General features: G+C 43.1%; 28 protein-coding genes, 1 tRNA gene and 1 pseudogene. 24 read left to right on the top strand and 6 right to left on the bottom strand.

Features of this window, described 5'->3' with window-relative positions; translation table 11 throughout:
- Positions 1 to 40 precede the first annotated feature (40 nt).
- Positions 41 to 862, top strand: coding sequence for a cation diffusion facilitator family transporter (locus A2X74_RS03675; RefSeq protein WP_293627954.1), 822 nt, complete (start codon positions 41 to 43; stop codon positions 860 to 862).
- Positions 863 to 970: 108 nt separating this feature from the next.
- Here the strand turns inward: A2X74_RS03675 and A2X74_RS03670 are convergent, their stop codons facing one another.
- Positions 971 to 1,756, bottom strand: coding sequence for a helix-turn-helix transcriptional regulator (locus A2X74_RS03670; protein WP_293627956.1), 786 nt, complete (start codon positions 1,754 to 1,756; stop codon positions 971 to 973).
- A gap of 27 nt (positions 1,757 to 1,783) precedes the next feature.
- Between A2X74_RS03670 and A2X74_RS03665 the strand changes: the two genes are divergently transcribed.
- Entirely contained in the window at positions 1,784 to 2,944 is a 1,161-nt protein-coding gene (locus A2X74_RS03665) for an MFS transporter (RefSeq protein WP_293627958.1), read from the top strand.
- 103 nt (positions 2,945 to 3,047) lie between these two features.
- Here A2X74_RS03665 and A2X74_RS03660 read toward each other — a convergent pair.
- Positions 3,048 to 3,398: pseudogene (locus A2X74_RS03660) on the bottom strand (DUF3147 family protein).
- Positions 3,399 to 3,512: 114 nt separating this feature from the next.
- Between A2X74_RS03660 and A2X74_RS03655 the strand changes: the two are divergent.
- The 8 genes from A2X74_RS03655 to A2X74_RS03620 all read left to right on the top strand — a co-directional run bounded on the left by A2X74_RS03655 (position 3,513) and on the right by A2X74_RS03620 (position 8,144).
- Positions 3,513 to 3,857, top strand: coding sequence for a hypothetical protein (locus tag A2X74_RS03655; RefSeq protein ID WP_293627965.1), 345 nt, complete (start codon positions 3,513 to 3,515; stop codon positions 3,855 to 3,857).
- A 56-nt stretch (positions 3,858 to 3,913) separates the two neighbouring features.
- Entirely contained in the window at positions 3,914 to 4,882 is a 969-nt protein-coding gene (locus tag A2X74_RS03650) for a TolC family protein (RefSeq protein WP_293627967.1), read from the top strand.
- A gap of 3 nt (positions 4,883 to 4,885) precedes the next feature.
- Positions 4,886 to 6,292 (top strand): copper oxidase, encoded by a 1,407-nt coding sequence (locus A2X74_RS03645; RefSeq protein ID WP_293627969.1) that lies wholly within the window; start codon positions 4,886 to 4,888, stop codon positions 6,290 to 6,292.
- Between the two features lie 13 nt (positions 6,293 to 6,305).
- A complete protein-coding gene (locus A2X74_RS03640; RefSeq protein WP_293627971.1) occupies positions 6,306 to 6,788 on the top strand; it encodes a cupredoxin family protein in 483 nt (160 codons plus the stop codon).
- Complete coding sequence (locus A2X74_RS03635; RefSeq protein ID WP_293627975.1) at positions 6,785 to 7,066, top strand: copper-binding protein; 282 nt, start codon at positions 6,785 to 6,787, stop codon at positions 7,064 to 7,066. The genes A2X74_RS03640 and A2X74_RS03635 overlap by 4 nt, the downstream gene beginning before the upstream one ends.
- A gap of 33 nt (positions 7,067 to 7,099) precedes the next feature.
- Positions 7,100 to 7,561 (top strand): DUF411 domain-containing protein, encoded by a 462-nt coding sequence (locus A2X74_RS03630; RefSeq protein WP_293627977.1) that lies wholly within the window; start codon positions 7,100 to 7,102, stop codon positions 7,559 to 7,561.
- Between the two features lie 10 nt (positions 7,562 to 7,571).
- The gene (locus A2X74_RS03625; RefSeq protein WP_293627979.1) at positions 7,572 to 7,838 is read left to right on the top strand and encodes a cation transporter; all 267 of its coding nucleotides are present in this window, start codon (positions 7,572 to 7,574) and stop codon (positions 7,836 to 7,838) included.
- Positions 7,839 to 8,068: 230 nt separating this feature from the next.
- Positions 8,069 to 8,144 (top strand) — tRNA-Phe (locus A2X74_RS03620).
- A 217-nt stretch (positions 8,145 to 8,361) separates the two neighbouring features.
- Here A2X74_RS03620 and A2X74_RS03615 read toward each other — a convergent pair.
- The gene (locus A2X74_RS03615) at positions 8,362 to 8,712 is read right to left on the bottom strand and encodes a DUF3147 family protein (protein ID WP_293627981.1); all 351 of its coding nucleotides are present in this window, start codon (positions 8,710 to 8,712) and stop codon (positions 8,362 to 8,364) included.
- Between the two features lie 147 nt (positions 8,713 to 8,859).
- On the opposite strand from A2X74_RS03615, the gene A2X74_RS03610 reads away from it, so the two are divergent.
- The 7 genes from A2X74_RS03610 (at position 8,860) to A2X74_RS03580 (ending at position 12,943) form a co-directional block, all read left to right on the top strand.
- On the top strand, positions 8,860 to 9,129 hold the full coding sequence (locus A2X74_RS03610; protein ID WP_293627983.1) for a hypothetical protein: 270 nt from the start codon (positions 8,860 to 8,862) through the stop codon (positions 9,127 to 9,129).
- Between the two features lie 57 nt (positions 9,130 to 9,186).
- The gene (locus tag A2X74_RS03605; protein ID WP_293627985.1) at positions 9,187 to 9,810 is read left to right on the top strand and encodes a DUF6803 family protein; all 624 of its coding nucleotides are present in this window, start codon (positions 9,187 to 9,189) and stop codon (positions 9,808 to 9,810) included.
- A gap of 54 nt (positions 9,811 to 9,864) precedes the next feature.
- A complete protein-coding gene (locus tag A2X74_RS03600; RefSeq protein ID WP_293627987.1) occupies positions 9,865 to 10,326 on the top strand; it encodes a DUF411 domain-containing protein in 462 nt (153 codons plus the stop codon).
- A gap of 122 nt (positions 10,327 to 10,448) precedes the next feature.
- The gene (locus A2X74_RS03595) at positions 10,449 to 10,847 is read left to right on the top strand and encodes a DUF1398 family protein (protein ID WP_293627989.1); all 399 of its coding nucleotides are present in this window, start codon (positions 10,449 to 10,451) and stop codon (positions 10,845 to 10,847) included.
- A 130-nt stretch (positions 10,848 to 10,977) separates the two neighbouring features.
- Positions 10,978 to 11,739 carry a YoaK family protein gene (locus A2X74_RS03590; protein WP_293627991.1) on the top strand — a complete coding sequence of 254 codons (762 nt, stop codon included), beginning with the start codon at positions 10,978 to 10,980 and terminating at the stop codon, positions 11,737 to 11,739.
- A 183-nt stretch (positions 11,740 to 11,922) separates the two neighbouring features.
- Positions 11,923 to 12,408 carry a hypothetical protein gene (locus A2X74_RS03585; RefSeq protein ID WP_293627993.1) on the top strand — a complete coding sequence of 162 codons (486 nt, stop codon included), beginning with the start codon at positions 11,923 to 11,925 and terminating at the stop codon, positions 12,406 to 12,408.
- Positions 12,409 to 12,544: 136 nt separating this feature from the next.
- The gene (locus A2X74_RS03580) at positions 12,545 to 12,943 is read left to right on the top strand and encodes an MAPEG family protein (RefSeq protein WP_293627995.1); all 399 of its coding nucleotides are present in this window, start codon (positions 12,545 to 12,547) and stop codon (positions 12,941 to 12,943) included.
- 23 nt (positions 12,944 to 12,966) lie between these two features.
- On the opposite strand, the gene A2X74_RS03575 is transcribed toward A2X74_RS03580, so the two are convergent.
- The gene (locus A2X74_RS03575) at positions 12,967 to 13,722 is read right to left on the bottom strand and encodes an AraC family transcriptional regulator (RefSeq protein ID WP_293627997.1); all 756 of its coding nucleotides are present in this window, start codon (positions 13,720 to 13,722) and stop codon (positions 12,967 to 12,969) included.
- An 89-nt stretch (positions 13,723 to 13,811) separates the two neighbouring features.
- Between A2X74_RS03575 and A2X74_RS03570 the strand changes: the two genes are divergently transcribed.
- The 6 genes from A2X74_RS03570 (at position 13,812) to A2X74_RS03545 (ending at position 17,856) form a co-directional block, all read left to right on the top strand.
- Entirely contained in the window at positions 13,812 to 14,348 is a 537-nt protein-coding gene (locus tag A2X74_RS03570) for a peroxiredoxin-like family protein (RefSeq protein ID WP_293627999.1), read from the top strand.
- Positions 14,349 to 14,390: 42 nt separating this feature from the next.
- Positions 14,391 to 14,780 (top strand): tautomerase family protein, encoded by a 390-nt coding sequence (locus A2X74_RS03565; protein ID WP_293628001.1) that lies wholly within the window; start codon positions 14,391 to 14,393, stop codon positions 14,778 to 14,780.
- Between the two features lie 84 nt (positions 14,781 to 14,864).
- Positions 14,865 to 15,314 (top strand): DM13 domain-containing protein, encoded by a 450-nt coding sequence (locus A2X74_RS03560; protein ID WP_293628003.1) that lies wholly within the window; start codon positions 14,865 to 14,867, stop codon positions 15,312 to 15,314.
- Positions 15,315 to 15,438: 124 nt separating this feature from the next.
- The gene (locus tag A2X74_RS03555; protein WP_293628006.1) at positions 15,439 to 16,545 is read left to right on the top strand and encodes a patatin-like phospholipase family protein; all 1,107 of its coding nucleotides are present in this window, start codon (positions 15,439 to 15,441) and stop codon (positions 16,543 to 16,545) included.
- Positions 16,546 to 16,589: 44 nt separating this feature from the next.
- Positions 16,590 to 17,108: a DinB family protein gene (locus A2X74_RS03550; RefSeq protein WP_293628009.1), complete on the top strand. Its 519-nt coding sequence runs from the start codon at positions 16,590 to 16,592 to the stop codon at positions 17,106 to 17,108.
- 64 nt (positions 17,109 to 17,172) lie between these two features.
- Positions 17,173 to 17,856 (top strand): haloacid dehalogenase type II, encoded by a 684-nt coding sequence (locus A2X74_RS03545; RefSeq protein WP_293628011.1) that lies wholly within the window; start codon positions 17,173 to 17,175, stop codon positions 17,854 to 17,856.
- Positions 17,857 to 17,889: 33 nt separating this feature from the next.
- On the opposite strand, the gene A2X74_RS03540 is transcribed toward A2X74_RS03545, so the two are convergent.
- Positions 17,890 to 19,296, bottom strand: coding sequence for a GntP family permease (locus tag A2X74_RS03540; RefSeq protein WP_293628013.1), 1,407 nt, complete (start codon positions 19,294 to 19,296; stop codon positions 17,890 to 17,892).
- Between the two features lie 215 nt (positions 19,297 to 19,511).
- Positions 19,512 to 21,665 (bottom strand): catalase/peroxidase HPI, encoded by a 2,154-nt coding sequence (gene katG / locus A2X74_RS03535; RefSeq protein WP_293628015.1) that lies wholly within the window; start codon positions 21,663 to 21,665, stop codon positions 19,512 to 19,514.
- Positions 21,666 to 22,179: 514 nt separating this feature from the next.
- Here katG and A2X74_RS03530 point away from each other — a divergent pair.
- Positions 22,180 to 22,560, top strand: a complete 381-nt coding sequence (locus A2X74_RS03530) for a BLUF domain-containing protein (RefSeq protein ID WP_293628017.1) — start codon at positions 22,180 to 22,182, stop codon at positions 22,558 to 22,560.
- The last annotated feature ends 58 nt before the right edge of the window (positions 22,561 to 22,618 follow it).

Below are 22,618 nucleotides of genomic sequence, written 5' to 3'. Positions count from 1 at the left end.
CTAGTTACGAGACGCCGTAATTCCGCTAAAGTATTGAAGCATGAGTTCCGATCAGATCTTTGCTGTTACCGAAACCACTTTTTTAGTGCCGGCAATGGATTGCCCTTCTGAAGAGCAAATGATTCGTATGGCATTAAGCTCATTGCTAACCCATTCAATGAGTTTTGACATTCCTAATCGGAAAGTGGTGATTTGTCACTCTGAGGATCCCAGTGAAGTGTTGGCTAAATTAGAGCCATTAAATTTTGGCGCAAGTATTCTGAGCAATAAATTGGTTGATTCTGTGTCCAATCAATCTAAAGATAAAGGGGAAGCGGCAAGAGAACGACAGGTTCTTATTTGGCTTTTGGTCTTTAACGGAGCCATGTTTTTCATAGAAATTATTGCTGGTTGGTTGGCGCAATCAGCGGGCTTAATTGCCGACGCTTTGGATATGTTCGCTGATGCAGCGGTTTATGGGGTTGCTTTATATGCTGTTGGAAAAGCCACCTCTAATAAATTGAAGGCTGCGAAATTAGCCGGAGTCGTTGAGTTATTTTTAGCCGCTGGCGCAATTTGGCGAGCTAACTATCAAATCTATACAAGGGCAGAGCCCGAAGCCAATACGATGATTTGGATTTCTGTATTGGCTTTAGCAGTGAATGTGACTTGCTTGTTTTTAATATCTCATCGCAAGAATGATGGAGTTCATATGCGGGCAAGCTATATCTTCTCTGCCAATGATGTTCTGGCTAATCTAGGCGTCATTATTGCTGGTGTATTAGTTGCTTGGTTCAATAGTCCCATTCCTGATTGGATTATTGGTATTTTAATTGGCTTTCTAGTGCTTAGTGGGGCAATTCGGATATTGAGGTTGAAATAGGGGTGGGCATCGTCGCCCTCACCTCACCAGGCCTCGATAGATAGAGGATACTTAATCCTCTGTTCCAAATGGAACAAATTTATTTGGCGTCTAGTTACGGGACGCCTGTTAGAACTCTGTGGGGGTCATTCCCATTACTTCTTTGAATGCGTGAGCAAATGATGCGGTGCTTGAGAACCCCAAACTCATTGCCACTTGCTTAATTGAGAGCTTTTTGTTTTCTAATAATTCAAGAGCATTCATAATCCTTGCCCTTTGGCGCCATTCTCTAAAACTCATTTTGGTTTCTTTTGTAAAGAGTCTTGTTATGGTTCGGCTTGAGGTACTTGCTTCAAAGGAAAGTTGCTCAAAATCTTTCATTGAATGAATATCACCCAGCATTAATTCAGCCACCTTCTTTGCTCTAGCATCTATTGGCATTGGCAAGAAAGTGCTGGCATCTTCCGCCCCAGTTAATTCAAGTAGCGCAAGCGTCATTAATAAATTAATTTTCTCTTTACTTGCCTTCTGCTGATGCGTTGCCAATATGAGTTCTCGTAACAATGCGCTTACTTCAATGAGATAAACCTGATTGAGTTTTGAATAATTGGTATGTCGCTTTAACCAAGAGGGTTCTATGTAGACACTTCGCATTTCGATGTCGGTAATCACATCAACGCTATGTTCAATATTTGTTGGTATCCATACGGCTCGTTGTGGCGGCACAAAAAATCTTCCCGCAGGGGTGGTGACATTCATTAGCCCGCTGATGGAATATAGAAATTGGGCTTGAGCATGAACATGCGAACCAATTTGATGTCCTCGTTTGTAGGTGCGAGGATGAATAATGATTTCAGATTTAAGATTTGGCGTTTTAGCGATGTCTTTTGGCATTTCATCGATAGGTTGCCACATTATGATTTTCAAAACAAGGAGAACTTAATGAGCCATTCCAAAATTGTTGCGTATATGAATATCGCGCACTTCATAGACCATTACGCCATGTTGATATTTGCGGCGGCAGTGATTGTGATTGCGCCAACTTTTGGAATGACTTACGGAGAATTGCTTCCTTATGCGACACCGGGCTTTATTGCTTTCGGTGCGGGTTCATTATTTTCAGGATGGTTGGGCGATAAGTGGAGTCGTCGCAATATGATGGCTATCTTTTTTGTGGGAATGGGATTGGTACTTGCGGGAATTTCATTTGTACAAACACCGCTTCAGTTAGGCGCAATGTTGTTGGCAGTGGGCATTGTTGCTTCTATCTATCACCCTGTTGGCACTGCGATGCTGGTCTCGAATGTCGATAAGCTTGGCAAAGAAATGGGCATTAATGGTATGTGGGGTAATGTTGGCGTTGCTTCTTCGGCATTGGTTACTGGGGTAATCAACGAATACTTTGGTTGGCGTGCCGCCTTTTGGGTGCCTGGGATTGCTTGCTTAGTGATTGGTTATCTCTTTATGCGTGCCGTTCCAAAATCTGCTGATGGCATTTCTAAAAACTCAGCGGCCGGTACTGCTCGCGTGCCTAAGTCAGTCATGGCATGGGTTATTGCCTCTTTAATCATCACCATTATTGCTAGTTCAATTACTTTTAACTCAGTAACAGTAGCCTTGCCAAAAATCTTTCAAGAAAGGCTCTCTAATCTCACGAGCAATACTGCCGCACTAGGTACGATTACTTTTTTTGTGTATTTGTTTGGCGCCTTGGCTCAGTTCATCATTGGGCATTTGCTAGATAAGCATTCATTAAAGAATGTGTTCTTGCCGTTAGCCCTGGTGATTGTTCCAGCATTATTTTTCGCGTCCACAATGACTGATTACGGACTTATCGTCTTGGCCATTGTGATTATTGCCGCTGTGTTTGGACAAGTCACAGTCAATGACACCATGCTTGGGAAATACACAATAGATGAATGGCGTGGCAGAGCGTATTCAGCAAGATACTTCTTGGGCTTTACTGCGGCTGGATTATCTGTTGGCTTGGTCTCTATTCTTTATAACCAAGGCGGGTTTGATTTAATGCTCAAATCGATTGCGGCATTGAGTTTGTTTACTGTGCTGGGTGCTGTGATATTTCCGCAAGAAAAGAGGGTCTAGATCTCATGCCCTGATTCTACGGGGTTGGATAGATAGAGGATTACTTATTGTCTGTTCTAAATTAAGCTAATTCATTCGGCGTCTAGTTAATGGACGCTGTAACTTAAAGAAGCTCAACCCCAAAGTTTTTCATCAATAGGGCAAAGAGTCCAAAGCAGATAACCGTCACCACAACACTTGCGCCCATAGTCATCCAGAATCCCAGTCTTGGTAGCAAATAGGGAAATAGTAAAAACATCGGTAGTGTTGGAAGTACATACTAAAAAGTGTAATAAGCGTGGTTTGCTATTTTCTCTTCTGATTGATTTTCAATGAACAGCCAAGTCAGGGTAAGTAGTGTCATCAACGGCAATGCCGCAATGAAGCCGCCCAACTTATCGCTTCGCTTGGCGACTTCGCTAATGAATACAACCATTCCGGCTGTCAGCAAGTATTTGGTAATTATCCAAGACATATAAACCTTTGATTTTTGAGAGTGATCCCATTATAAAAACGTTACCTAAAACGTAGAATTTGCCTCTAATTTTGACTTTTGGCGAAATGCCATCAAAAGTGCTAAAGTTTAAGAATGTTGAAAAAAGTATTTTTTGTCTTTTTAATTATTTGCTCGCCAATACAGTTATTGGCTGCGTCGCAGATGCCTTTTCAACATTCTTTACCAGCATCTCATTTTGAAGTAACTGAGGCTTCAGATCACCATTGCCACCAAGATATTGCTGATTCAGTCGTTGTAGACAATCTCGCACCGTCTCAATCTGATGGTTGCGATTCCTGTACCTTGTGCATGGCATTTGCTTTTTTCTCTTTCCATCCTTCAATTGCTGTGAATCAATATTCGGTAACTTTCAAAAAAAGCAGCACGAGCTTTGAAAGTTACGATGTTCTTGGCTTAATCAAACCACCCATTCTTTAACTCGCCCTAGCATAAGTCCGCCCAAAATTTGGGTCTGATTGTTATCGGAGAGTTACATGAGAAAACTATTTTTTGTTGTTGCCGTTTTTACGGCATTGCACGCCCAGGCAAATTCTGTGTGGGTTGAGCAAAATAAACTTGTTGGGGAGATTGGTGGCTGGAGGATTTATGCCAAAGAGCAGTCACCGAACACAGTCACGCCAAGCGCAGATGTTTTTACTTTAAATCAAGCTATTGAACGTATGTTGCGCCATCAGCTTGACTCAGTAAATTATCTCCCTGGGTCGGAGTCAATCGTTAATTACTATCTATTGAGTCCAGCACAGCGTTCTGCTTTACAACAGCGATATTCAATCATTTATGAAACATCAAGAGCGTACTATGAGCTGGTAGCTCAGCGAGAAAAGTTGGTACACATGGAGAATGTTCTTGAGGCAGTCGAAGCCGCCTCAGAGCTCACTAGTCGGATGTACAAAGTGGGCAATGTCAACGAGCTTAAGCTTTTAACGCAAAAGAAGGATTTATACAAAAAAAGACTGGAATATAAATCTTTGCAAGCCAAGTATTTAGATGCAAAGGAGCGGTTCATTCAAAGAATGAATTTCGACAGCCGCGATCTCAAAACGGATGTAGAGCAACGTTTGCCAGACCCACCAAAAGACTCTAGAAAATTAACAGAGAAAGAGCAAAGAGCAATTGATTTGGGGGTAATTAATAACCCTGGAACGGTTCAAACCCGCTCTACAGGCAGAGTTTCATACGATAGTTATTTAGAAAAGTATTACAAGGCGAAGACTTATAAAGATGGCATATTGCCTACTCAAAAGAAAATATCTGAAGAGAATTTGCTCAGATATAACGGAATGCTAATTGATGTATTTCACTTACTGGAAGATGCTGAAAATCAAAGTAAAGCAGTGATTGAATACATTGATGCCAATCTAGCCTTTTTAATTCAGTCTGTGCGATTAGAAAAAGATCTAGTCGATGCACAGATGGATTACTCAAATATTAATGTGAGGTAGCAAATGAATACTCGTAGAAAATTTTTAACTGGGGCGGCTGTGACGATGGCTGCTGTGGGGGTGAGCCGTCATGCATTAGCGGGACTGCCTGAGCCAGTAATTCAAAAAAGCCCTAATACACAAAAGCCTTTATATCCGAATAATGGTAGGGACTATAACCCAGTAGTCACGCTTAACGGGTGGACTTTACCCTGGAGGATGAATGATGGCGTAAAGGAGTTCCATTTGGTAGCAGAGCCCGTGATTCGCGAGATGGCGCCTGGTTTTAAAGCGCACCTGTGGGGCTACAACGGTCAATCTCCAGGACCCACGATTGAAGTGGTTGAGGGTGACAAAGTCCGTATTTTTGTTACCAATAAATTGCCTGAGCATACTTCTATTCATTGGCATGGGCAGCGATTACCAAACGGCATGGATGGTGTTGCTGGATTAAATCAAAGAGCAATTCCAGCAGGCAAAACCTTTGTATATGAATTTACTGCCCGTCGCCCAGGAACTTTTATGTACCATCCTCACGCCGATGAAATGACGCAAATGGCAATGGGAATGATGGGCTTTTGGGTCACCCACCCGAAAGAAAAAAATCCTGACATTAGTGAAGTCAATCGTGACTTTTGCTTTCTTTTGAATTCCTTTGATATAGATCCTGGAAGTTACACACCAAAACCAGCAACGATGTTGGACTTCAATATTTGGGCTTGGAATAGCAGAGTATTTCCAGGTATTGATACTCTCAATGTTCGCTTAAATGACAAGGTTAGGATTCGAGTTGGTAATTTAACAATGACCAATCACCCCATTCATTTGCATGGGCATGAATTTCAAGTTACAGGCACTGATGGGGGTCCCACGCCTAAGGCAGCCCGATGGTATGAGGTCACAACCGATGTTGCTGTAGGTCAAATGCGTCAGATTGAGTTCTTGGCAGACGAAGAAGGAGACTGGGCATTTCACTGTCATAAGAGTCATCACACCATGAATGCCATGGGACACGATATGGCCAATTTAATTGGGGTAGATCATCGTGGTATAGCAGGAAAAATCAAGAAGTTAATTCCAGACTATATGGCGATGGGAGAGCGGGGTATGGCTGACATGACTGAAATGGAGATGCCGCTGCCTGCAAATACCATACCCATGATGACGGGTGATGGTCCTTATGGCTCATTGGAGATGGGTGGTATGTTTAGCGTTCTGAAAGTTCGTAAAGATCAAGCTCCAGGCGACTATAAGAATCCTGGTTGGTTTAAGCAACCCAAAGGAACCCAAGCATTCGAATGGCGTGGATCTACACCTCAAGTAAGTCGCACAAATAATGCTGGTGATTCGGCTATGAAACCAGTCAATCCGACACCAGAAGTTGAGCTAAAAGTAAAAAAGCCATCAGGCCATTTAACTCATAACCACTAATTGGAAATTCAAAATGAAACTTAAAACTTTATGTTTGACTATTGGTCTTGCAATATCTTCACTCAGCTTTGCTCATGGTGATCAGCATTCTAAGGCTATGACTCAACAAATGCCTGCTCAGCAGGAAGATTGGGGAATCGGCGGCAATAAGAATGAAGTTACACGAACCATCACAATTGCTATGTCTGATGATATGAAATTTAATCCCAATAAGATCGATATCAAGCAAGGTGAGACGATTCGATTTGTCATCAAAAATAATGGAAAATTAATGCATGAAATGGTGATAGGAACAAAGCCTGTACTCGATAAACATGCAGAAATGATGCTTAAGCATCCCAATATGGAGCATGATGAGCCCTACATGACTCATGTACCACCTAAAAAATCAGGCGAAATTGTTTGGAAATTTAATCGCCCAGGAAATTTTGAATTTGCTTGTCTTATTGCAGGGCATTACCAGGCAGGCATGGTCGGAAAGATTGAGGTGAAATGATGCAAAAGCTTATTTTTGTAGGTTTGATGGTTGCAAGCTTCTTTGCTAACGCCAGCGAATGGACGAAAGGAGAAATTCGTCGCATAGATATTGATAATAAAAAAGTGACAATCAAGCACGAAGAAATTAAAAGCCTAGATATGCCTCCGATGTCTATGGTTTTTAATGTCGATAACTCTGAAACCTTGAAAGGTCTGAAGCCAGGCGATCAAATTGAATTTACAGCTGATCAAAAAAGTGGAAAGCTTTACGTAAAGCAAATTAAACAACTGCAGTAATTATTACTATTCACTTTAGATTGCGAGAGAATTATGAATAATGTTGATATACAGAGAAGACTTATTTCTTTAGGAATGGTTTTGTTGCCTACGTTCGGTTTTTCCGCAACCGAAAAGCCCGTCATTACGATGTGGAAAAGTCCTACGTGTGGTTGTTGTAAGGATTGGGCAGACCATCTTGAAAAAAATGGCTTTACCGTCAAAACCCATACAGACGGCAATGATGAAATTCGTAAAAAGCTGGGAATGCCGATTCAGTTTAGATCCTGCCACACTGGACTTATAGAAGGTTACGCAATTGAAGGGCATGTACCTGCTAAAGAGATCAAGCGATTGTTGGCAGAAAAACCTAAAGCCGTTGGCCTAGCCGTTCCAGCGATGCCTGTTGGCTCCCCGGGTATGGATGGCCCTGAATATAAGGGAAGAAGAGATCCATACGATGTTTTATTAATTGGGATGAATGGAAAACCAAGCGTTTACCAGTCCTACAGATAAAGGAATAAAAATGAGTGAAATTAATCTAAATGTAAGTGGTATGACTTGCGGTTCTTGTGTAAAGCATGTGACTAGTGCCCTTAAAGCATTAGATGGTGTTGGTGATGTAAATGTTGACTTAGCCGCTGGCAAGGTAAAGGTGACAAGGGCTACTGATAAGACGGATGATTTGATTGCCGCATTAATTGAGGACGGATATCCAGCCCAACTAGATGCTGGTGCTGCCACCCAAATAAAGAAGGGTGGGGGCTGCGGTGGTGGATGTTCATGTTCTTAAAGACGCATCTCTAGGCCGCCTTCGGGCGGTTTTTCTTTTACAGCCTACTAGCCCTATCCCATCAAGCCTCGATAGATAGAGGATTAGTTATTGTCTGCGTGTTCCACCCAGTTGCTGTACCGTCAAACAGGATTAAGCATCCTATACATAAGGATTGGAGCGTTGAGATAGAGCGTATACAGTCCGTACATTTTAAATAGCGCACCTTTTATAGTACAATGCACATTCTTGGCCTGGTAGCTCAGTCGGTAGAGCAGAGGATTGAAAATCCTTGTGTCGGTGGTTCGATTCCGCCCCGGGCCACCAAGAATTCACTACAGCTCCTATATGGAGCTGTTTTATTTAATGCTCATACCGATCACATGGTTTACACAAATGTGAGCTTTTCATCCATCTTCGTACTTTCATTCCATGGCATAAGTTGATCCTCCTTATGCCAAAAACTGTAAAGTATGTGTCCGGTATAAACTGTAAAGTATGTCTCAGGTCGTACATATAAACCACCTTCGGGTGGTTTTTTCGTTTAGAGCAGATTAATTCCAAAGCCCTTCATCACCAAGACAAATAAACCAAAGCAGATAACAGTTGCCACTACACACGCACCCATAGTTAACCAAAACCCAATTTTTGGAAGTAGGTATGGGAACAGCAGAAACATTGGTAATGTGGGAATCACATACCAAAAGGTGTAATAGGCGTGATTGGCAATCTTGTCTTCTGGCTGATTTTCTATGTAGAGCCATACAAGAGTTAATAGGGTCATCAGTGGCAATGCCGCAATAAAGCCACCCAACCTATCGCTTCGTTTGGCGACTTCACTAATAAAAACAACCATTCCTGCTGTTAATAGATACTTTGTGATGATCCAAGTCATAGAAGCCTTTATTGTGTGTGCCTACTTCATTATAGGAATGTCGTTTAAAACGACAAATCTAGTAAATGAGCATAGAATTGATATATGAAGAGGATATGTATCGCCCTTTGTTTTAGTTTATTTGCCAGCTTGATTCACGCGGGTAGCATGCCTGTATCTGCCGACTCCACATCACAGGCCCATTCTGGGCATGTAGTTCAGCATGATTGCCATACAAAAAGCGATGTGAATGTTGAGAACTCGCAATCAACCAATCATCAAGCACAACATCAATGCTGTTTGGGTGTAATGGCAAACTTATCCACAGGTCAATATATCCAGCCAGATTTCTCAAACCACTTTGTTTCTCAAGTGCCCCAACTCATTGTTGAGGCAGCTCCAAGTCATATATTTAAACCTCCAAGGCTGATTAGTTAACTACTCATTAACTAATTTTTGTGGCATTTAGCCACCGTAATCTATTGGAGAAATCTTATGAATATGACTCATTACATGGAGTTGTTGGCTGTTAATCAGCCTTGGAATTTAATGATCTTTATGGCTATACCAATTGTTTTGGCCGAAACCTTAGCTATCACTGAGTTATACCTACTCTTTACTCGCAAGTTTGATGGCGCTGTTTACTATCTAAATCGCTTTTCTGGGATTGCTGTTGGCGTCTACTTTGTTGGGATCATTTACTACATTGTGACGAACGCCATTATTCCTATTACACAGGCAGGCGAGTGGAGAACGGTGATAGATGTAATTGCTGTCAGCACTTATGTCATCGCAGGATTACCGCTGATCTGGATTGCCCTACAAGAGTTTGGGTTAGTTAATCGGGCGCTAGATCAAATGGGTAAGTTAAAGATTCATGCGATCTGTGTTGCCTTGTTTTTGGTGTTCGGCCATATCGCCATGATCGCAGGCATGCTTGACCCATCCATTCTTGGTTACGGGGGAGCTAGTTCTCATCAAATGAGTTCTGGTGCTGAGAGTCATGAATTTTGTCACCCAGATGAGCATGAAAAGATGGCGAAGCAACATCAGCAAATGATGGGTAACGGCCAAATGAAACAAAACATGCCAATGAATACCCAAGGACACAATCATTAATCAGGGGATTGCCCGTAAGGGCAATCTCTACTTTAAGAAAGTGATGGTTAAAAGATGAAACTAATAAATCAACAAAGAAGACTTATTTCTTTAGGGCTGGTTTTATTACCTACGCTAAGTTTTGCGGCCACTGAAAAACCTGTGATTACTATGTGGAAGAGTCCTACTTGCGGCTGTTGTAAAGATTGGGTTGACCATGTTGAAAAGAATGGCTTTGCTGTTAAGACTTATACAGATGGCAATGATGAGATTCGCAAGAGGCTGGGAATGCCTATCCAATTTGGCTCTTGTCACACCGCATTAATTGGTGGGTACGCGATTGAAGGTCATGTGCCTGCTAAAGAAATTAAGCGACTCTTGGCAGAAAAACCTAAAGCCATTGGTTTAGCTGTTCCTGCTATGCCAGTGGGCTCGCCGGGTATGGATGGCCCTGAATATAAGGGTAGAAAAGATCCCTACGATGTTTTATTAATTGGATTTAATGGCAAATCCACTATCTACCAAGCCTATAGGTAGAATAAGTCATCCTAGGCCCTGGTCGATCCCACCCCGGGCCACCAAGAAACACCAAAACCACCTCCGGGTGGTTTTTTCACTTCTAGAGTTGGATAATTCAAACCATCAATTTAAGGTTGCTTATGAATCCGAATACAAAAGAAGTTATTGAAAACTGTGCCCATCAATCTCATGCTGGTCTTCTAACCTTCCCAGAGGTATTGGGACGCTTAATTGAGGTTGGCGTTGAGTCCTATTTCGCTGACTATCGCAATCAATCAACCACATACTATTTATCAAGGAATGACGCACTTAGTATTCCCATGGCGATGCCCTCAATTGAGATTCCAAACTCATTTAATAAAGATGGCATTGTTTCAGCCATTCGCGGCGCTCAAAGTGATGCGGTGAGATATCCTGAATTTCTTAAGTTAACCATGGCTGCCGGCTGTGTCGGATACATCGTTTGGATAACTGGAAGACATGTGAGTTATTTCGGGCGACAAGGCGAGGTTCATGTTGAGCATTTTCCACCAGGATGAGAGCCCCTAGACCCAGGCTTGATTCAGCCCCGAGTCACCAAGAAGCATTAAAACCACCTTCGGGTGGTTTATCTCATCAAAGGCGGTCAAGAAATTGATGAATAACACTCGGACGTAGAATGTAGTTTCAATGCCAATCAAGTTCATTCAGCTTTTAACTAGCGCCGAGCGCACCCATAAAACTAATATTCAGTTGGGCGCTTATATGGCGTTTGTAGCGGGCGCGGTCAATGCCGGTGGATTTCTGGCTATTGCCAGATACACATCCCATATGAGTGGAATTATTTCAGCAATTGGCGATGATCTAGCTCTTAATGACTTTATTTCCGTTTTAGGCGGGATCTCTCTCTTGCTCTCATTTCTATTTGGCGCAGTGACTACAGCCATTATTGTTAACTGGGGGCATAGGCGAAAGATTCATAGCGAGTTTGCTTTGCCTTTGCTGGTTGAGGCTGTCTTGCTGTTGGTTTTTGGTTTGGTTGGCGCTAACCTGAATCTGTATTTACCATTAACAGTTCCGGCCATTGCCCTCCTTTTATGTTTTGTAATGGGCCTTCAGAACGCAATTGTTACGAAGGCCTCTAGGGCAGAAATTAGAACTACCCATATGACGGGAATAATTACTGATATTGGAATAGAGTTGGGTAAATTGATTTACTGGAACAAGTCACCAGAGGCCAATGTGAGTGGGTATGTCAAGGCGAATAGAGAGAGGCTTAAAACCCATTTATTCATCTTTGGGATGTTTTTGATTGGCGGAATTGTTGGTGCAATTGGTTTTAAGAAGCTTGGCTATATTTCGGTAGTGCCGCTATCCCTCTCCCTTATTCTCATTGCCGGTTTACAGATTTATCGAGATATTAGGGTGATCCTGAGGGAGCGATTCTCCTAGTCCCCGGTCGATCCCGCCCCGGCTACCAAGAAACACTAACACCACCTTCGGGTGGTTCTTCAATTGGGGCTTACGGCTCTGTATGTGCCATCAAAATTACTTCTTAGTTAGTCTCGATGCTAGATACAATCCATCCAATAAGTTGTAAAAGTTAACTGAACGGTATTAATTAGGCGCTCAAAAATGAAAGACATTTCAATTGGTGACTTATCTTCTTTCGGCTTATTGATAGGCTTTATTGTCGTGTTTTTGGTATTGATTGTGTATCACGGTTTATGTTTGTGGGCCGCACAATCTATGTACCATCGACACGCGAATAAATTGATTGCCAAGAAGCAATATTTCCGCATGGAAATTTTTTTCTTTATGGGCTTATCTGCGCTAGCGTTAATTCATTTAAGCGAGATTGGCATACTATCTCTCTTGGGTTTAATGCATGGGGTGGCAACAAGTATTGATCACGCTATTGTTGTGATTGGTGGCATATACACAACGATTGGATCTGAGCAGGCTGTTTCAAATCTGCCAAGTAGATATCGCATTCTTGCCGTGGTTCTTTCAATGAGCAGTCTTTTTTGCTTTGCTTGGAGCACCGCTGTAATGATGGATATGATGCGCACTTATCGCAAAATAAGAGGTTCAGACGGGACAATTGTGGGCGATAGCTAGAAATAGTCTAGAGTTGCATAAGATCTCCTCGGGCCTTGGTGGATTCCGCCCCTAGGCACTAAGAAACACTAAAACTACCTTCGGGCGGTTTTTTCTTTTTCTGATTAATATCTAAGAATTCTCCTGGGAGCTCTAAATGCTATTAGTCACTTCAATCATTGCTTCTGTATTAACCATCATCTTTATCAAACTCTCATTTGCCGTCATTGGACTTAGAAGAAAGAACAAGGTTGGCCTAGGGGCTGGAGGTCATGATGATCTAGAGAGGGCGATTCGTGCCCAAGGAAACTTTGCTGAATACGTGCCTTTCGGAATCATTTTGATTGCTTGTCTAGAGTTAAATGGTGCGCCTTGGTGGTTGGTTGCTATTCCAGGCATCACTTTAATTATCGGACGCTTAATTCATGCCGTAGGCATTAATGAGCCACCACCAGATTTCAGTAAGCGCATTTTGGGAATGAAGTTTACATTTGCTACGTTAATTACATTGGTAATTTTGAACTTAGTATGGGCTCTGTATGAGCTTGTTGGATAGAGTTTCTTCTAAGCCCTAGTAGTTCATTGCTCTTTAGTTGATCGTCGGCTCATTGCGCGAGAGAGTGTAGATGCACTTGAGTAGCCTGTATGACGCGCCGCCTGCTTTAGGCCTATGCCGTCAACAATGAGTCGTCGCGCTAAATTCAGCCGAATCCATTCTATATATTTACCGGGTGTTATTTGCATTAGTCGCTTAAATTGATAGGCGTACGATGTACGTGACATCCCCGCCTCTTGTGCAAGAACTTCTAGAGACCAGTTCTTTGATGCGTCCTCATGGATGGCAACAAGTGTTTTGGCAATTCTTGGATTGGCTAACGCACTAAATAGGCCGGTAGTTTTTTGTGGCCGAGCAACCAAATGCCTCAGTAAGCCAATCAACAAAATATCTCCAGCACGATTAATTAATAAAGGCTGACCGCATCTGGTAGCAGCCATTTCACTTGAAATTAAACGCACTATTTGAGTAAGTGAGGCATCTGCGCTGTCTAAGTTAATTAAAAGCTGTTCTGAAAACTCCGATAAAAACATGGGTGCCAATGGCCCATCTAGCTCCACCTCAAAACTCATCCACTTCTTTGTATGCGGTGGCAAAACCATATCATCAAGTGATGAGCAGACGAGTAATGCCATATTCTCAAGAGGGTGGCCCAGTTCTTGCGGATGCTCATCAACCAAAATATGCAATCCAAAGCCAACGGGCTGCTCATGAAGTGAGACTCGGGGAGCGAGCCCCTGCAAGAGGGCGGATAGTCGATCTAGATTTGGGGCGGACATATTTGTACTAAAAGCAAATAAATATGGACACATTGTTGCATTTAATCAGCAATAATCAAAATTCATAACTTTTTAAGAAGAGGCTTTCTGTGCTGATACCCCGTCAAACTACTCCTGCATTAAGCATCCCCACCTTGCATCATGGCACTTTTGATACGTCCAATGATGCTGCCGAGAATTTCACATTAATAGTGTTTTATCGTGGCCTTCATTGCCCAATATGCATGAAGTATCTGTTGGAGTTGGCACGTTTAGTTCCCGAGTTTGAAAAACGTGGCGTTAAAGTCATTGCCATCTCTAGCGATACTAAAGAGCGTGCAGAGCAAATGGCTGAAAAACTCAACGCCGCTGAATTGCGAATGGGCTATGGATTAAGCTTGGATGTTGCGCGTCAATGGGGTATGTATATCAGCACCTCACGCGGTTTAACATCAATTGGAATAGAAGAGCCTGCCTTATTCTCTGAGCCAGCGGTCTTTATCGTAAGACCGGACACTTCGCTGTATTACGGCGCTGTCCAAACGATGCCTTTCGCACGCCCTAATTTCACCGACCTATTGGGTGCGATTGATTTTGCCTTGGCCAAAGATTATCCAGCGCGTGGTGAATACACTGGTGCTGTGTAAGTAATGATTGCTTAGTCAATGTAAAAAATAGGATATCTAAAGATGCCATTTGTGCGAATAGATTTAGGTAAGCAATATCCCGATGGGGTGGCCCAGAAAATCGGGGATATTGTTTATGAGGCCATGCTTAAGCAGATTAATGTACCTGCCGACGATAAGTTTCAAGTTATCACTAAGCATGATGCCAATGAACTAGTGGTTCCTAAAAGCTATCTTGGCATTGAATACTCGCAGGGCATTGTTTTCATTCAAGTAACCTTGAATGAGGGCCGCACTACAGAGCTTAAGAAAAAATTCTATAAGGCTATCTGCGACGAGGTAGTGGAGAAACTTAAAATTCGACCAGAAGATATCGTTATTAACTTAGTAGAAGTCAATAAAGAAAATTGGTCATTTGGTCATGGTGAGATGCAATATGCACCTAAAGACTAAGTGCGCTCACACATAGATATGCGGTCAATTTTGTAATGCCGCCAATATGAAAAAATACTCTTCAGCTTTCTATTTATTTGCATCATGCCCACTGCAAACGCGCAGATTCTTGATGCAATCCGTGGCCACGTTCAGGATCTGAAGGCGCGCATGGAAGAGCATCAAAAGATTGAAGGTGTCATCATAAAGCGAGGACAAATTGATAAAAACGCTAAAGGGCAGGATTTGATTCACAGCTCTTCTGGCGAGTGGTCCCTAGTCAAGGTTGGTAATCAATTATTTTTACAATCAAGCGAGGACTTTAAATCTAGCCCTGGGCCAGACTATCATATCTATATCAGTAGCAAGCCTGCTATTAAAGACAATGACGAGTTTAGTGCTCAGCAAATTGAGGTCAGTCGTATTAAAAAACCCAATGGCGCCGCATTCTATCTTTTAAAAACACAAAATCCAGAAGATGTAAGTAGTGTGTTGATTTGGTGTAAGCAGTTTAAGGAGTACATCGGATCAGCTGATTTACTTCCTGAAAAGTAAGTAAAAGTAGATTTCCTAGCATGGGTCATCATTGACCACGGCCAACCAAGAAATAGCAAAATCACATTCGAGCTTTTTGATTTGGAGATCTGCTATAAATTAGTGAAATACATATGGATCTGATATGAAACAACAATCACGCCGTAATTTCCTAAAAACATCTGCTGTGGGTGCTGTTGCTATTGGCGCCGCCTCTAGCCCTAGTATTGATTCTGCTTACGCTCAGTCAAAGCCGCCAAAATCTAGTATCGAACTAAAGGCGCATGAAATTTCTCAAAAACTATTTACCGATGATGGTTTGGCAATGTCAATTGCCACAAAGCCTACAGTTTCTAAATTGGCAAAGGGTCTTGATCGAACCATGGTGCTTGGCGGCGGCGGAGAGTATTACATCGCTTGGTATTGCGGATTTTTTCATGGCCTGATGGAGGCGGGGCTGGATATGACTCAGCTTCCTGAGATGGTAGTTGGAACTTCTGCTGGTTCTTATATGGGCTCCTCATTGCTCTCGGGTGAGTTTGCCCGCTTGCGGGCAGAGTTTGATTTTTTTGGAAAGTTTCCGGAGATTTTTGCCAAGATTGCTCCAGTAACCAAGCCCGATATCAGCCAAATGAGGGCCGATCAAATCAATATGAGCGCAACGGATGGCAGTATTGAAACTCGTAGGGTAATTGGTCATGCCGCATTAGCTGCCAACAATAAATTAAACGGTGAGCGTGTTGAAAAGGTAGCTGCATTATTGACGGGCGATAGTAAAAAAGATTGGCCAACTAGCCGGATGTTCACAACAGGAATAGATTGCTACACAGGTGAGCGAATTGTTGTTGGTCAGCAGGCCGCTAGAAAAAATAATATTCCTTTGGCACATGGTGCGGCAGCAAGTAGCTCATTGCCGGGGGTTGTTGGGCCAACATTATTGGGTCAGCGTTATGTGATGGATGGTGGGATTTGTTCTAACCCAGCCCACGTAGATTTAGTAGCTGGATCTAAGAGATCGTTAATTATTACTTTAACTGACGGTGTAACGGGGGCAATTTTGACAACAATCCCGCACCCGATTGCTCAAAATATTGAAGATATAAAGTTGACCGGTACAAAGGTGATGTGGATAGTGGCTGGCACACCTAAGGGGGTTGATCTGCTTGACCCCAAACAAATTACTGGGGCATTACGAACGGGCTATGACCGTTCAAAAATTGAAGCACTAAAAATTAAAGAATTCTGGGCATAGGGTTTGATAGCCTAGACTGTGCTTACTGACTTAAAGGGCGCTATATGTCTGCTGTTCGCAATATCCGCATGCTTACACGCTATAACAAGTGGGCAAACAATATGCTTTTGGATGCGATTGCTGCCTTGCCATTAGATGAGGTAATCAAAAAGCGCGCCGCGGCATTTGGTGGAATGTCTTTTGCTTTGGCCCACGTGGCCATTGTTGATCAAATCTGGCAAGCTCATCTGCTTGGAAAAGATCATGGGTTTAAGTCTCGCACAACAGAGTCACCAGATTCTTTGGGGGCTCTAACTGAAAAGTTAAATGAAACAGGCGATTGGTATATCCAGTATGCTGACTTGATGACTGAGCCACTCATCAATGAAAAGCTTAGCTTTTTATTTGTTGATGGTGGCGCCGGAGAAATGACAAGAGGCGACATTCTGATTCATGTTTGTAATCACAAAGCATTTCATCGTGGCCATATCGGAGATATGTTTTATCAGTCAGGCTTTAGGCCGCCATCAATTGACCTTCCTGTGTATATGAGAGATGCATTTAGTGAGTCAGAGCTTGGATAAGACATCTTCAGACAGTGTCGTTTTAAACGACAATACAAGCAAATACCAATAATGAGGAGACTACATGTATAAGCTCATAGCCTTTGATGCTTACGGCACATTGTTTGATGTTTATTCCATGGGAGAGTTGGCGGAAGAGTTATTTCCCGGCAATGGCCAAGCCTTCGCTTTAATGTGGCGTGATCGCCAAATTGAATACACCCGCCTCGTCACTATGAGTGACCCTAGTCCCGACGGTAGCAAGCATTACCTTCCCTTTTGGGAGTTAACAGTTCGCTCATTACATTACGTTTGCAAGCGTATGAACTTAAATCTCACCAAGAACAATGAGAGGCGCTTGATGGACCAGTATGCGAAGCTCACTAGTTTTGAAGACAGCTTGAGAGTTCTCAAGACAATTAAAGGTAAAGGAATTTCTACAGCAATTTTGTCGAATGGCAGCAGAGAGATGCTAGCAACAGTAGTTAAGGGCAATGGGTTGATGCCCTATTTGGATCAAGTTATTACGGTTGAAGATATACGGTTATTTAAGACAGCCCCACAAGCTTACGAGCTTTTATTAAAAGCATTTCCAGTCAACAAAGAAGAAGTTCTTTTTGTGTCAAGTAATGCTTGGGATGCCCTGGCTGCAAAGTGGTTTGGGTTTGATGTGTTTTGGGTTAATCGTCTCGGCCATCCTTTTGAAGAAATTGGTGAGAAGCCAAATTTTGAGGGCAATTCCTTAAGCAAGGTGCTAGAAGTTATTTAAGGGATATTGCGAGCTAGCGAAGGACGGCCCCGATCAAAAGCTACCAAAGAGTGAGGCTAGAGTAATCACTAAAACTAAAGCAATTAATGGGAAAACAATAGTCACCATCGCAATGTAGCGATAACCCTCTCTGTGGGTTAGTTGGCAAATTCCAAGCAGAGTAATTACAGCACCATTATGGGGAAGTGTATCCATGCAGCCTGAGGCCATCACAGCAATTCGGTGAAGGATCTCGGGGCTGATTCCGAGGGCAACTGCCTTGGCTAAGTAGTCGGCACCAAGCGTCTGTAGGGCAATGGACATGCCGCCGGATGCTGAGCCTGTAATGCCCGCTAGCGCATTAACGGCAACAGCTTCACTAATGAGGGGGTTACCGGGCGCAATGCTGAGAACAAATTCTCGAATCAGAATAAACCCACCCAAGCTTGCAATGACTGAGCCATATCCAACCTCTGACGCTGTATTCAAAATTGGCAGCATGGAGCCAATAGAGCCCTGATTAATTGCCTCATTTGCTCTTGCAGTTTGTTTGGCGAAAATCACTTGCAGTGCATAAATAAATAAAATACCCACGCTTAGGGCGATGATGATGGCCCAGATTCCAGCAAGGGATGAGAGCGAGGTAATGCTAAAAGTATTGTTTTGCAAAAACTCGGGGCGCCAGTTGGGCAAAAACCATTTAGCCATTAACAAGTTAGTCAGGCCCATGAGCAAAATAGGAACAATAGCCAGCTGAAATGAAATATTTTTGGGATCAGCCGTCATCTTTTCTGATGGCTGAAAATCCACTGCCATATCTTCTTGCTTAGCAGGTATTTTGCCGAGTAAACGTTTTTGACGATTGAGCCACATCGTACCAAAACCTAGCATGACGCAGCTAGCAATCAAGCCCAAGCCCGGTGCTGCAAATGCATCTGTTCCAAAGAAAGGACTTGGAATTGAGTTTTGTACAGACGGTGTTCCAGGGAGGGCGGTCATGGTGAAGGTGAACGCGCCAAGAGCAATTGCGCCGGGAAGAAGATTGAGTGAGATAGCTGAGCGTTCAAACAGTGACTTGCCAATCGGATACATCATGAATGCGACTACAAATAGAGATACGCCGCCATACGTCAAAATGGCACAAGCTAAGACCACCGCTAAAAGGGCGTGCTGAGAACCTAGTTTTTGAGTGATGCCATTTGCAATCACTAGTGCATAGCCTGAAGATTCCATCAACTTGCCAAATACAGAGCCTAGCAAAAAGAGTGGGAAGTATTGAATAAGATAGCCACCCATGGCCTTCATAAATACTTGGGTATAAACGGGCAATAGATCACCAGGGTTGCCACTCAGCAGGACCGCTAAGAGAGCCATGACTGGCGCTAAGATCAGTACGCTCATGCCGCGATAAGCGAGCAACATCAATAGACCGAGGGAAACAACAATTGCGATTAAGTCCATGGCGTGATCACTCGCATATCAGGAATAGTAATGTCTCAGTATAGTAATGTGCGTTGGCTGGAGATCAATTTCTTGAATAAGCCCATAATCTTAGGAAGGCGAACGAGATCAATTTGTTACATAAATGAAAAAACTATAAAAACTGTTGTCAATCAAATTGGAAAAAATAAAGGGGCAGAAATTCGCCCCTTTATCAAACTTCCTAAGCTCGGTAATTAATTTGCAATATCTGCATTCATTACCTTGACCCAAGCCGCAACAAAGTCATTTACAAACTTTTCTTTGTTGTCATCTTGTGCATATACTTCTGCGTAGGCGCGCAGGATAGAGTTAGAGCCAAAGACCAGATCAACTCGAGTAGCAGTCCATTTCGCCTTTCCTGTATTACGCTCAACAATATCGTAGCTATTACGACCAGTAGGTTCCCACTGGTAATTCATATCAGTGAGATTGACGAAGAAATCATTGCTTAATGCACCTTCTCTTTCTGTGAATACGCCATGTTTGGTTCCACCATAGTTTGTTCCAATAACACGCATACCGCCAACCAGCACAGTCATCTCTTGGGCAGTGAGCCCCATTAACTGTGTGCGGTCTAAGAGCATTTCTTCTGGCGTGACAACGTAGTTTTCTTTTAACCAGTTGCGATAGCCGTCTGCCAGTGGCTCAAGAACTTCAAATGACTCTACGTCTGTCATTTCTTGAGTTGCATCTCCACGACCTGGAGTGAATGGCACTTTTACGTCAAACCCTCCAGCTTTGGCAGCTTGTTCAATGCCGATATTGCCGCCAAGCACAATAGTGTCAGCAATGCTGATGCTTGACTCTTTGGCAATTGTTTCGTAGATGGAGAGCACTCTTGCCAAACGATCTGGCTCATTTCCTGCCCAGTCTTTTTGAGGTGCCAAACGAATGCGTGCGCCATTTGCACCACCGCGTTTATCGGACCCACGATAAGTACGAGCGCTATCCCAAGCAGTTGCTACTAGATCACTAATCGATAAGCCGCTAGCCTTGATCTTTGTTTTCACGGCTTCGACACCGTAGTCTTTTGAACCTGCTGGTACAGGGTCTTGCCAAATCAAATCTTCCTTAGGAACATCTGGCCCGAAGTATCTTGCTTTTGGTCCCATGTCGCGATGAGTTAACTTGAACCAAGCGCGTGCAAAGGTTTCAGAGAAATAAGCCTGATCCTTATAGAATTTTTCTGAGATCTTGCGATATTCTGGATCCATCTTCATCGCCATATCCGCATCTGTCATCATGGGCATGCAGCGAATAGAGGTATCTTCAACATCGACTGGCTTGTCTTCTTCTTTGATATTGATGGGCTCATACTGCCAAGCGCCTGCTGGACTTTTAGTCAGCTTCCACTCGTAGTTAAGGAGTAAGTGGAAGTAACCGTTATCCCACTGAGTTGGGTTTGTTGTCCAGGCGCCTTCAATTCCGCTGGTGACAGTATCTCTACCAACACCACGAGTTTTATGATTCATCCAGCCCAGGCCTTGTTCATCAATCGGTGCGCCTTCTGGTGCAGGACCAAGGTTGGCCGCATTCCCATTGCCGTGTGCTTTGCCAACAGTATGTCCACCAGCAGTTAGTGCAACAGTCTCTTCATCATTCATAGCCATACGAGCAAAAGTAACCCGAATGTCTTGAGCGGTTTTCAAGGGATCAGGATTGCCATCTACGCCTTCTGGGTTTACATAGATCAAACCCATCATCACTGCTGCCAATGGATTACTCAAGTCACGCTGACCGGAATAGCGGCTTCCTTCACCACCACTTTTTTGGAGCCATTCTTTTTCTGATCCCCAATAGATGTCTTTTTCTGGGTGCCAAATATCTTCGCGACCAAATGAGAAACCAAATGTCTTGAGCCCCATAGATTCATAAGCGATAGTGCCTGCCAAGATCATGAGATCAGCCCAACTTACTTTGTTGCCGTAGTTCTTTTTGATAGGCCATAAGAGGCGACGCGCTTTATCTAGGTTCGCATTATCTGGCCAAGAATTTAATGGCGCAAAGCGTTGATTGCCAGTGCCGGCGCCACCCCTTCCATCTGCAATCCGATAGCTACCAGCAGAGTGCCAGGCCATACGAATCATGAGCCCGCCATAGTGACCCCAGTCTGCTGGCCACCAGTCTTGGCTATTCAGCAACAGCTCTTTCATGTCTTGCTTGAGTGCAGCTACATCGAGTTTTTTCAATTCGTCTCGGTAGTTAAAAGACGGCCCCATCGGGTTTGTCTTTGTATCTTGTTGATGAAGAATATCGAGGTTAAGTGATTTTGGCCACCATGCCATTGGGGTATTACTGGATTCAGTATTGGCTCCGTGAGCAACTGGGCACATTCCTTGTGATGTCATTTAGATCTCCTTGTAGGTAAATCATTTTTGGTTTAGTAACCTGACCAACTCAGGTTAACTGATAAAGCAATTATTTGTTCGGGTTTGGCTGAGCCATCTACTCACCAGCCATGAATGCGATCAGAATGTTCATGATTCACTCCCTTTGATAGTCTCTGGCTTCAATATTTTTAGTAAGCTACTTTCATGCTGATGATTGAGAAAGTACAAGCCTTCCGCGATCCCAGCTAATTTATTTTGAATTTTCATTTTTAACTCCCTTCCTGGTGTGTTGCGATGAAGTCATCTTGTTCCCAATCAATCGATTCGTCCAATGAATTAATATGAACTTATTAATCTAATTATTAGATAACTAAGTAGGTTAGGTGAGTTAGAGGCGCTCTTAATGACTTGTCTGCAGCTCTCAGCCTTTCGGGTAAATCAGCATTGATTGAAGTCATATCAAAAGCTAATATCTATGATTCGCTAGATTCGATCCCAAAATAAGAAGATAAGCAAGTCCCAATTAATTTCTGTGAGCTATATCAGCAAGGCAACGCAGGATATGGGTGTCTTGGCATTGATGCGCCTTACCGATCAGGCTGCGCAACTTAATCAAAAATTAGGCTTATCGGGAGTGCTCTTCTACGAGAACCAGCATTTTGGCCAAATATTAGAAGGGCCTCGCACGGAGGTCATGACAATATGGGAAAAAATTCAGCGAGATCCACGTCATCAGCAAGTGCGCTTATTGAAGCTGGAAGAAATTGAAAAAAGAAGTTTTCCTGCATGGTCAATGCGCTTTTTCTTGGCAAAGGAAATTATTGCAAAGATGCCAAGTCTCACCGGCGTATTGGATGGCCTGCCCGAGCATGATGTTGAACTCTTGAGGTTAATGCGCTCAGCGGCGGAATAAGAGCTGAATTCTTCTTGGTGATGAGCGTTAAGCAGTCTTATTAACCTCTACACTATTG

This window comes from Polynucleobacter sp. GWA2_45_21 (assembly GCF_001830325.1).
GTDB lineage: Bacteria > Pseudomonadota > Gammaproteobacteria > Burkholderiales > Burkholderiaceae > Polynucleobacter.
The sequence above is the reverse complement of the archived record's forward strand: the minus strand, read 5'-3'. Positions and strand labels throughout refer to the sequence as shown.

Excerpts from the sequence above, each read along its gene's own strand:
- A2X74_RS03545 (WP_293628011.1), top strand. The coding sequence starts at position 17,173 with ATGTATAAGCTCATAGCCTTTGATGCTTACGGCACATTGTTTGATGTT.
- A2X74_RS03580 (WP_293627995.1), top strand. The coding sequence starts at position 12,545 with ATGCTATTAGTCACTTCAATCATTGCTTCTGTATTAACCATCATCTTT.
- A2X74_RS03615 (WP_293627981.1), bottom strand. The coding sequence starts at position 8,712 with ATGACTTGGATCATCACAAAGTATCTATTAACAGCAGGAATGGTTGTT.
- A2X74_RS03575 (WP_293627997.1), bottom strand. The coding sequence starts at position 13,722 with ATGTCCGCCCCAAATCTAGATCGACTATCCGCCCTCTTGCAGGGGCTC.
- A2X74_RS03655 (WP_293627965.1), top strand. The coding sequence starts at position 3,513 with ATGTTGAAAAAAGTATTTTTTGTCTTTTTAATTATTTGCTCGCCAATA.
- A2X74_RS03670 (WP_293627956.1), bottom strand. The coding sequence starts at position 1,756 with ATGTGGCAACCTATCGATGAAATGCCAAAAGACATCGCTAAAACGCCA.
- A2X74_RS03600 (WP_293627987.1), top strand. The coding sequence starts at position 9,865 with ATGAAACTAATAAATCAACAAAGAAGACTTATTTCTTTAGGGCTGGTT.
- A2X74_RS03635 (WP_293627975.1), top strand. The coding sequence starts at position 6,785 with ATGATGCAAAAGCTTATTTTTGTAGGTTTGATGGTTGCAAGCTTCTTT.
- A2X74_RS03565 (WP_293628001.1), top strand. The coding sequence starts at position 14,391 with ATGCCATTTGTGCGAATAGATTTAGGTAAGCAATATCCCGATGGGGTG.
- A2X74_RS03590 (WP_293627991.1), top strand. The coding sequence starts at position 10,978 with ATGCCAATCAAGTTCATTCAGCTTTTAACTAGCGCCGAGCGCACCCAT.
- A2X74_RS03630 (WP_293627977.1), top strand. The coding sequence starts at position 7,100 with ATGAATAATGTTGATATACAGAGAAGACTTATTTCTTTAGGAATGGTT.
- A2X74_RS03625 (WP_293627979.1), top strand. The coding sequence starts at position 7,572 with ATGAGTGAAATTAATCTAAATGTAAGTGGTATGACTTGCGGTTCTTGT.
- A2X74_RS03560 (WP_293628003.1), top strand. The coding sequence starts at position 14,865 with ATGCCCACTGCAAACGCGCAGATTCTTGATGCAATCCGTGGCCACGTT.
- A2X74_RS03650 (WP_293627967.1), top strand. The coding sequence starts at position 3,914 with ATGAGAAAACTATTTTTTGTTGTTGCCGTTTTTACGGCATTGCACGCC.
- A2X74_RS03610 (WP_293627983.1), top strand. The coding sequence starts at position 8,860 with ATGCCTGTATCTGCCGACTCCACATCACAGGCCCATTCTGGGCATGTA.
- A2X74_RS03665 (WP_293627958.1), top strand. The coding sequence starts at position 1,784 with ATGAGCCATTCCAAAATTGTTGCGTATATGAATATCGCGCACTTCATA.
- A2X74_RS03645 (WP_293627969.1), top strand. The coding sequence starts at position 4,886 with ATGAATACTCGTAGAAAATTTTTAACTGGGGCGGCTGTGACGATGGCT.
- A2X74_RS03540 (WP_293628013.1), bottom strand. The coding sequence starts at position 19,296 with ATGGACTTAATCGCAATTGTTGTTTCCCTCGGTCTATTGATGTTGCTC.
- katG (WP_293628015.1), bottom strand. The coding sequence starts at position 21,665 with ATGACATCACAAGGAATGTGCCCAGTTGCTCACGGAGCCAATACTGAA.
- A2X74_RS03675 (WP_293627954.1), top strand. The coding sequence starts at position 41 with ATGAGTTCCGATCAGATCTTTGCTGTTACCGAAACCACTTTTTTAGTG.
- A2X74_RS03585 (WP_293627993.1), top strand. The coding sequence starts at position 11,923 with ATGAAAGACATTTCAATTGGTGACTTATCTTCTTTCGGCTTATTGATA.
- A2X74_RS03640 (WP_293627971.1), top strand. The coding sequence starts at position 6,306 with ATGAAACTTAAAACTTTATGTTTGACTATTGGTCTTGCAATATCTTCA.
- A2X74_RS03555 (WP_293628006.1), top strand. The coding sequence starts at position 15,439 with ATGAAACAACAATCACGCCGTAATTTCCTAAAAACATCTGCTGTGGGT.
- A2X74_RS03605 (WP_293627985.1), top strand. The coding sequence starts at position 9,187 with ATGAATATGACTCATTACATGGAGTTGTTGGCTGTTAATCAGCCTTGG.
- A2X74_RS03550 (WP_293628009.1), top strand. The coding sequence starts at position 16,590 with ATGTCTGCTGTTCGCAATATCCGCATGCTTACACGCTATAACAAGTGG.
- A2X74_RS03595 (WP_293627989.1), top strand. The coding sequence starts at position 10,449 with ATGAATCCGAATACAAAAGAAGTTATTGAAAACTGTGCCCATCAATCT.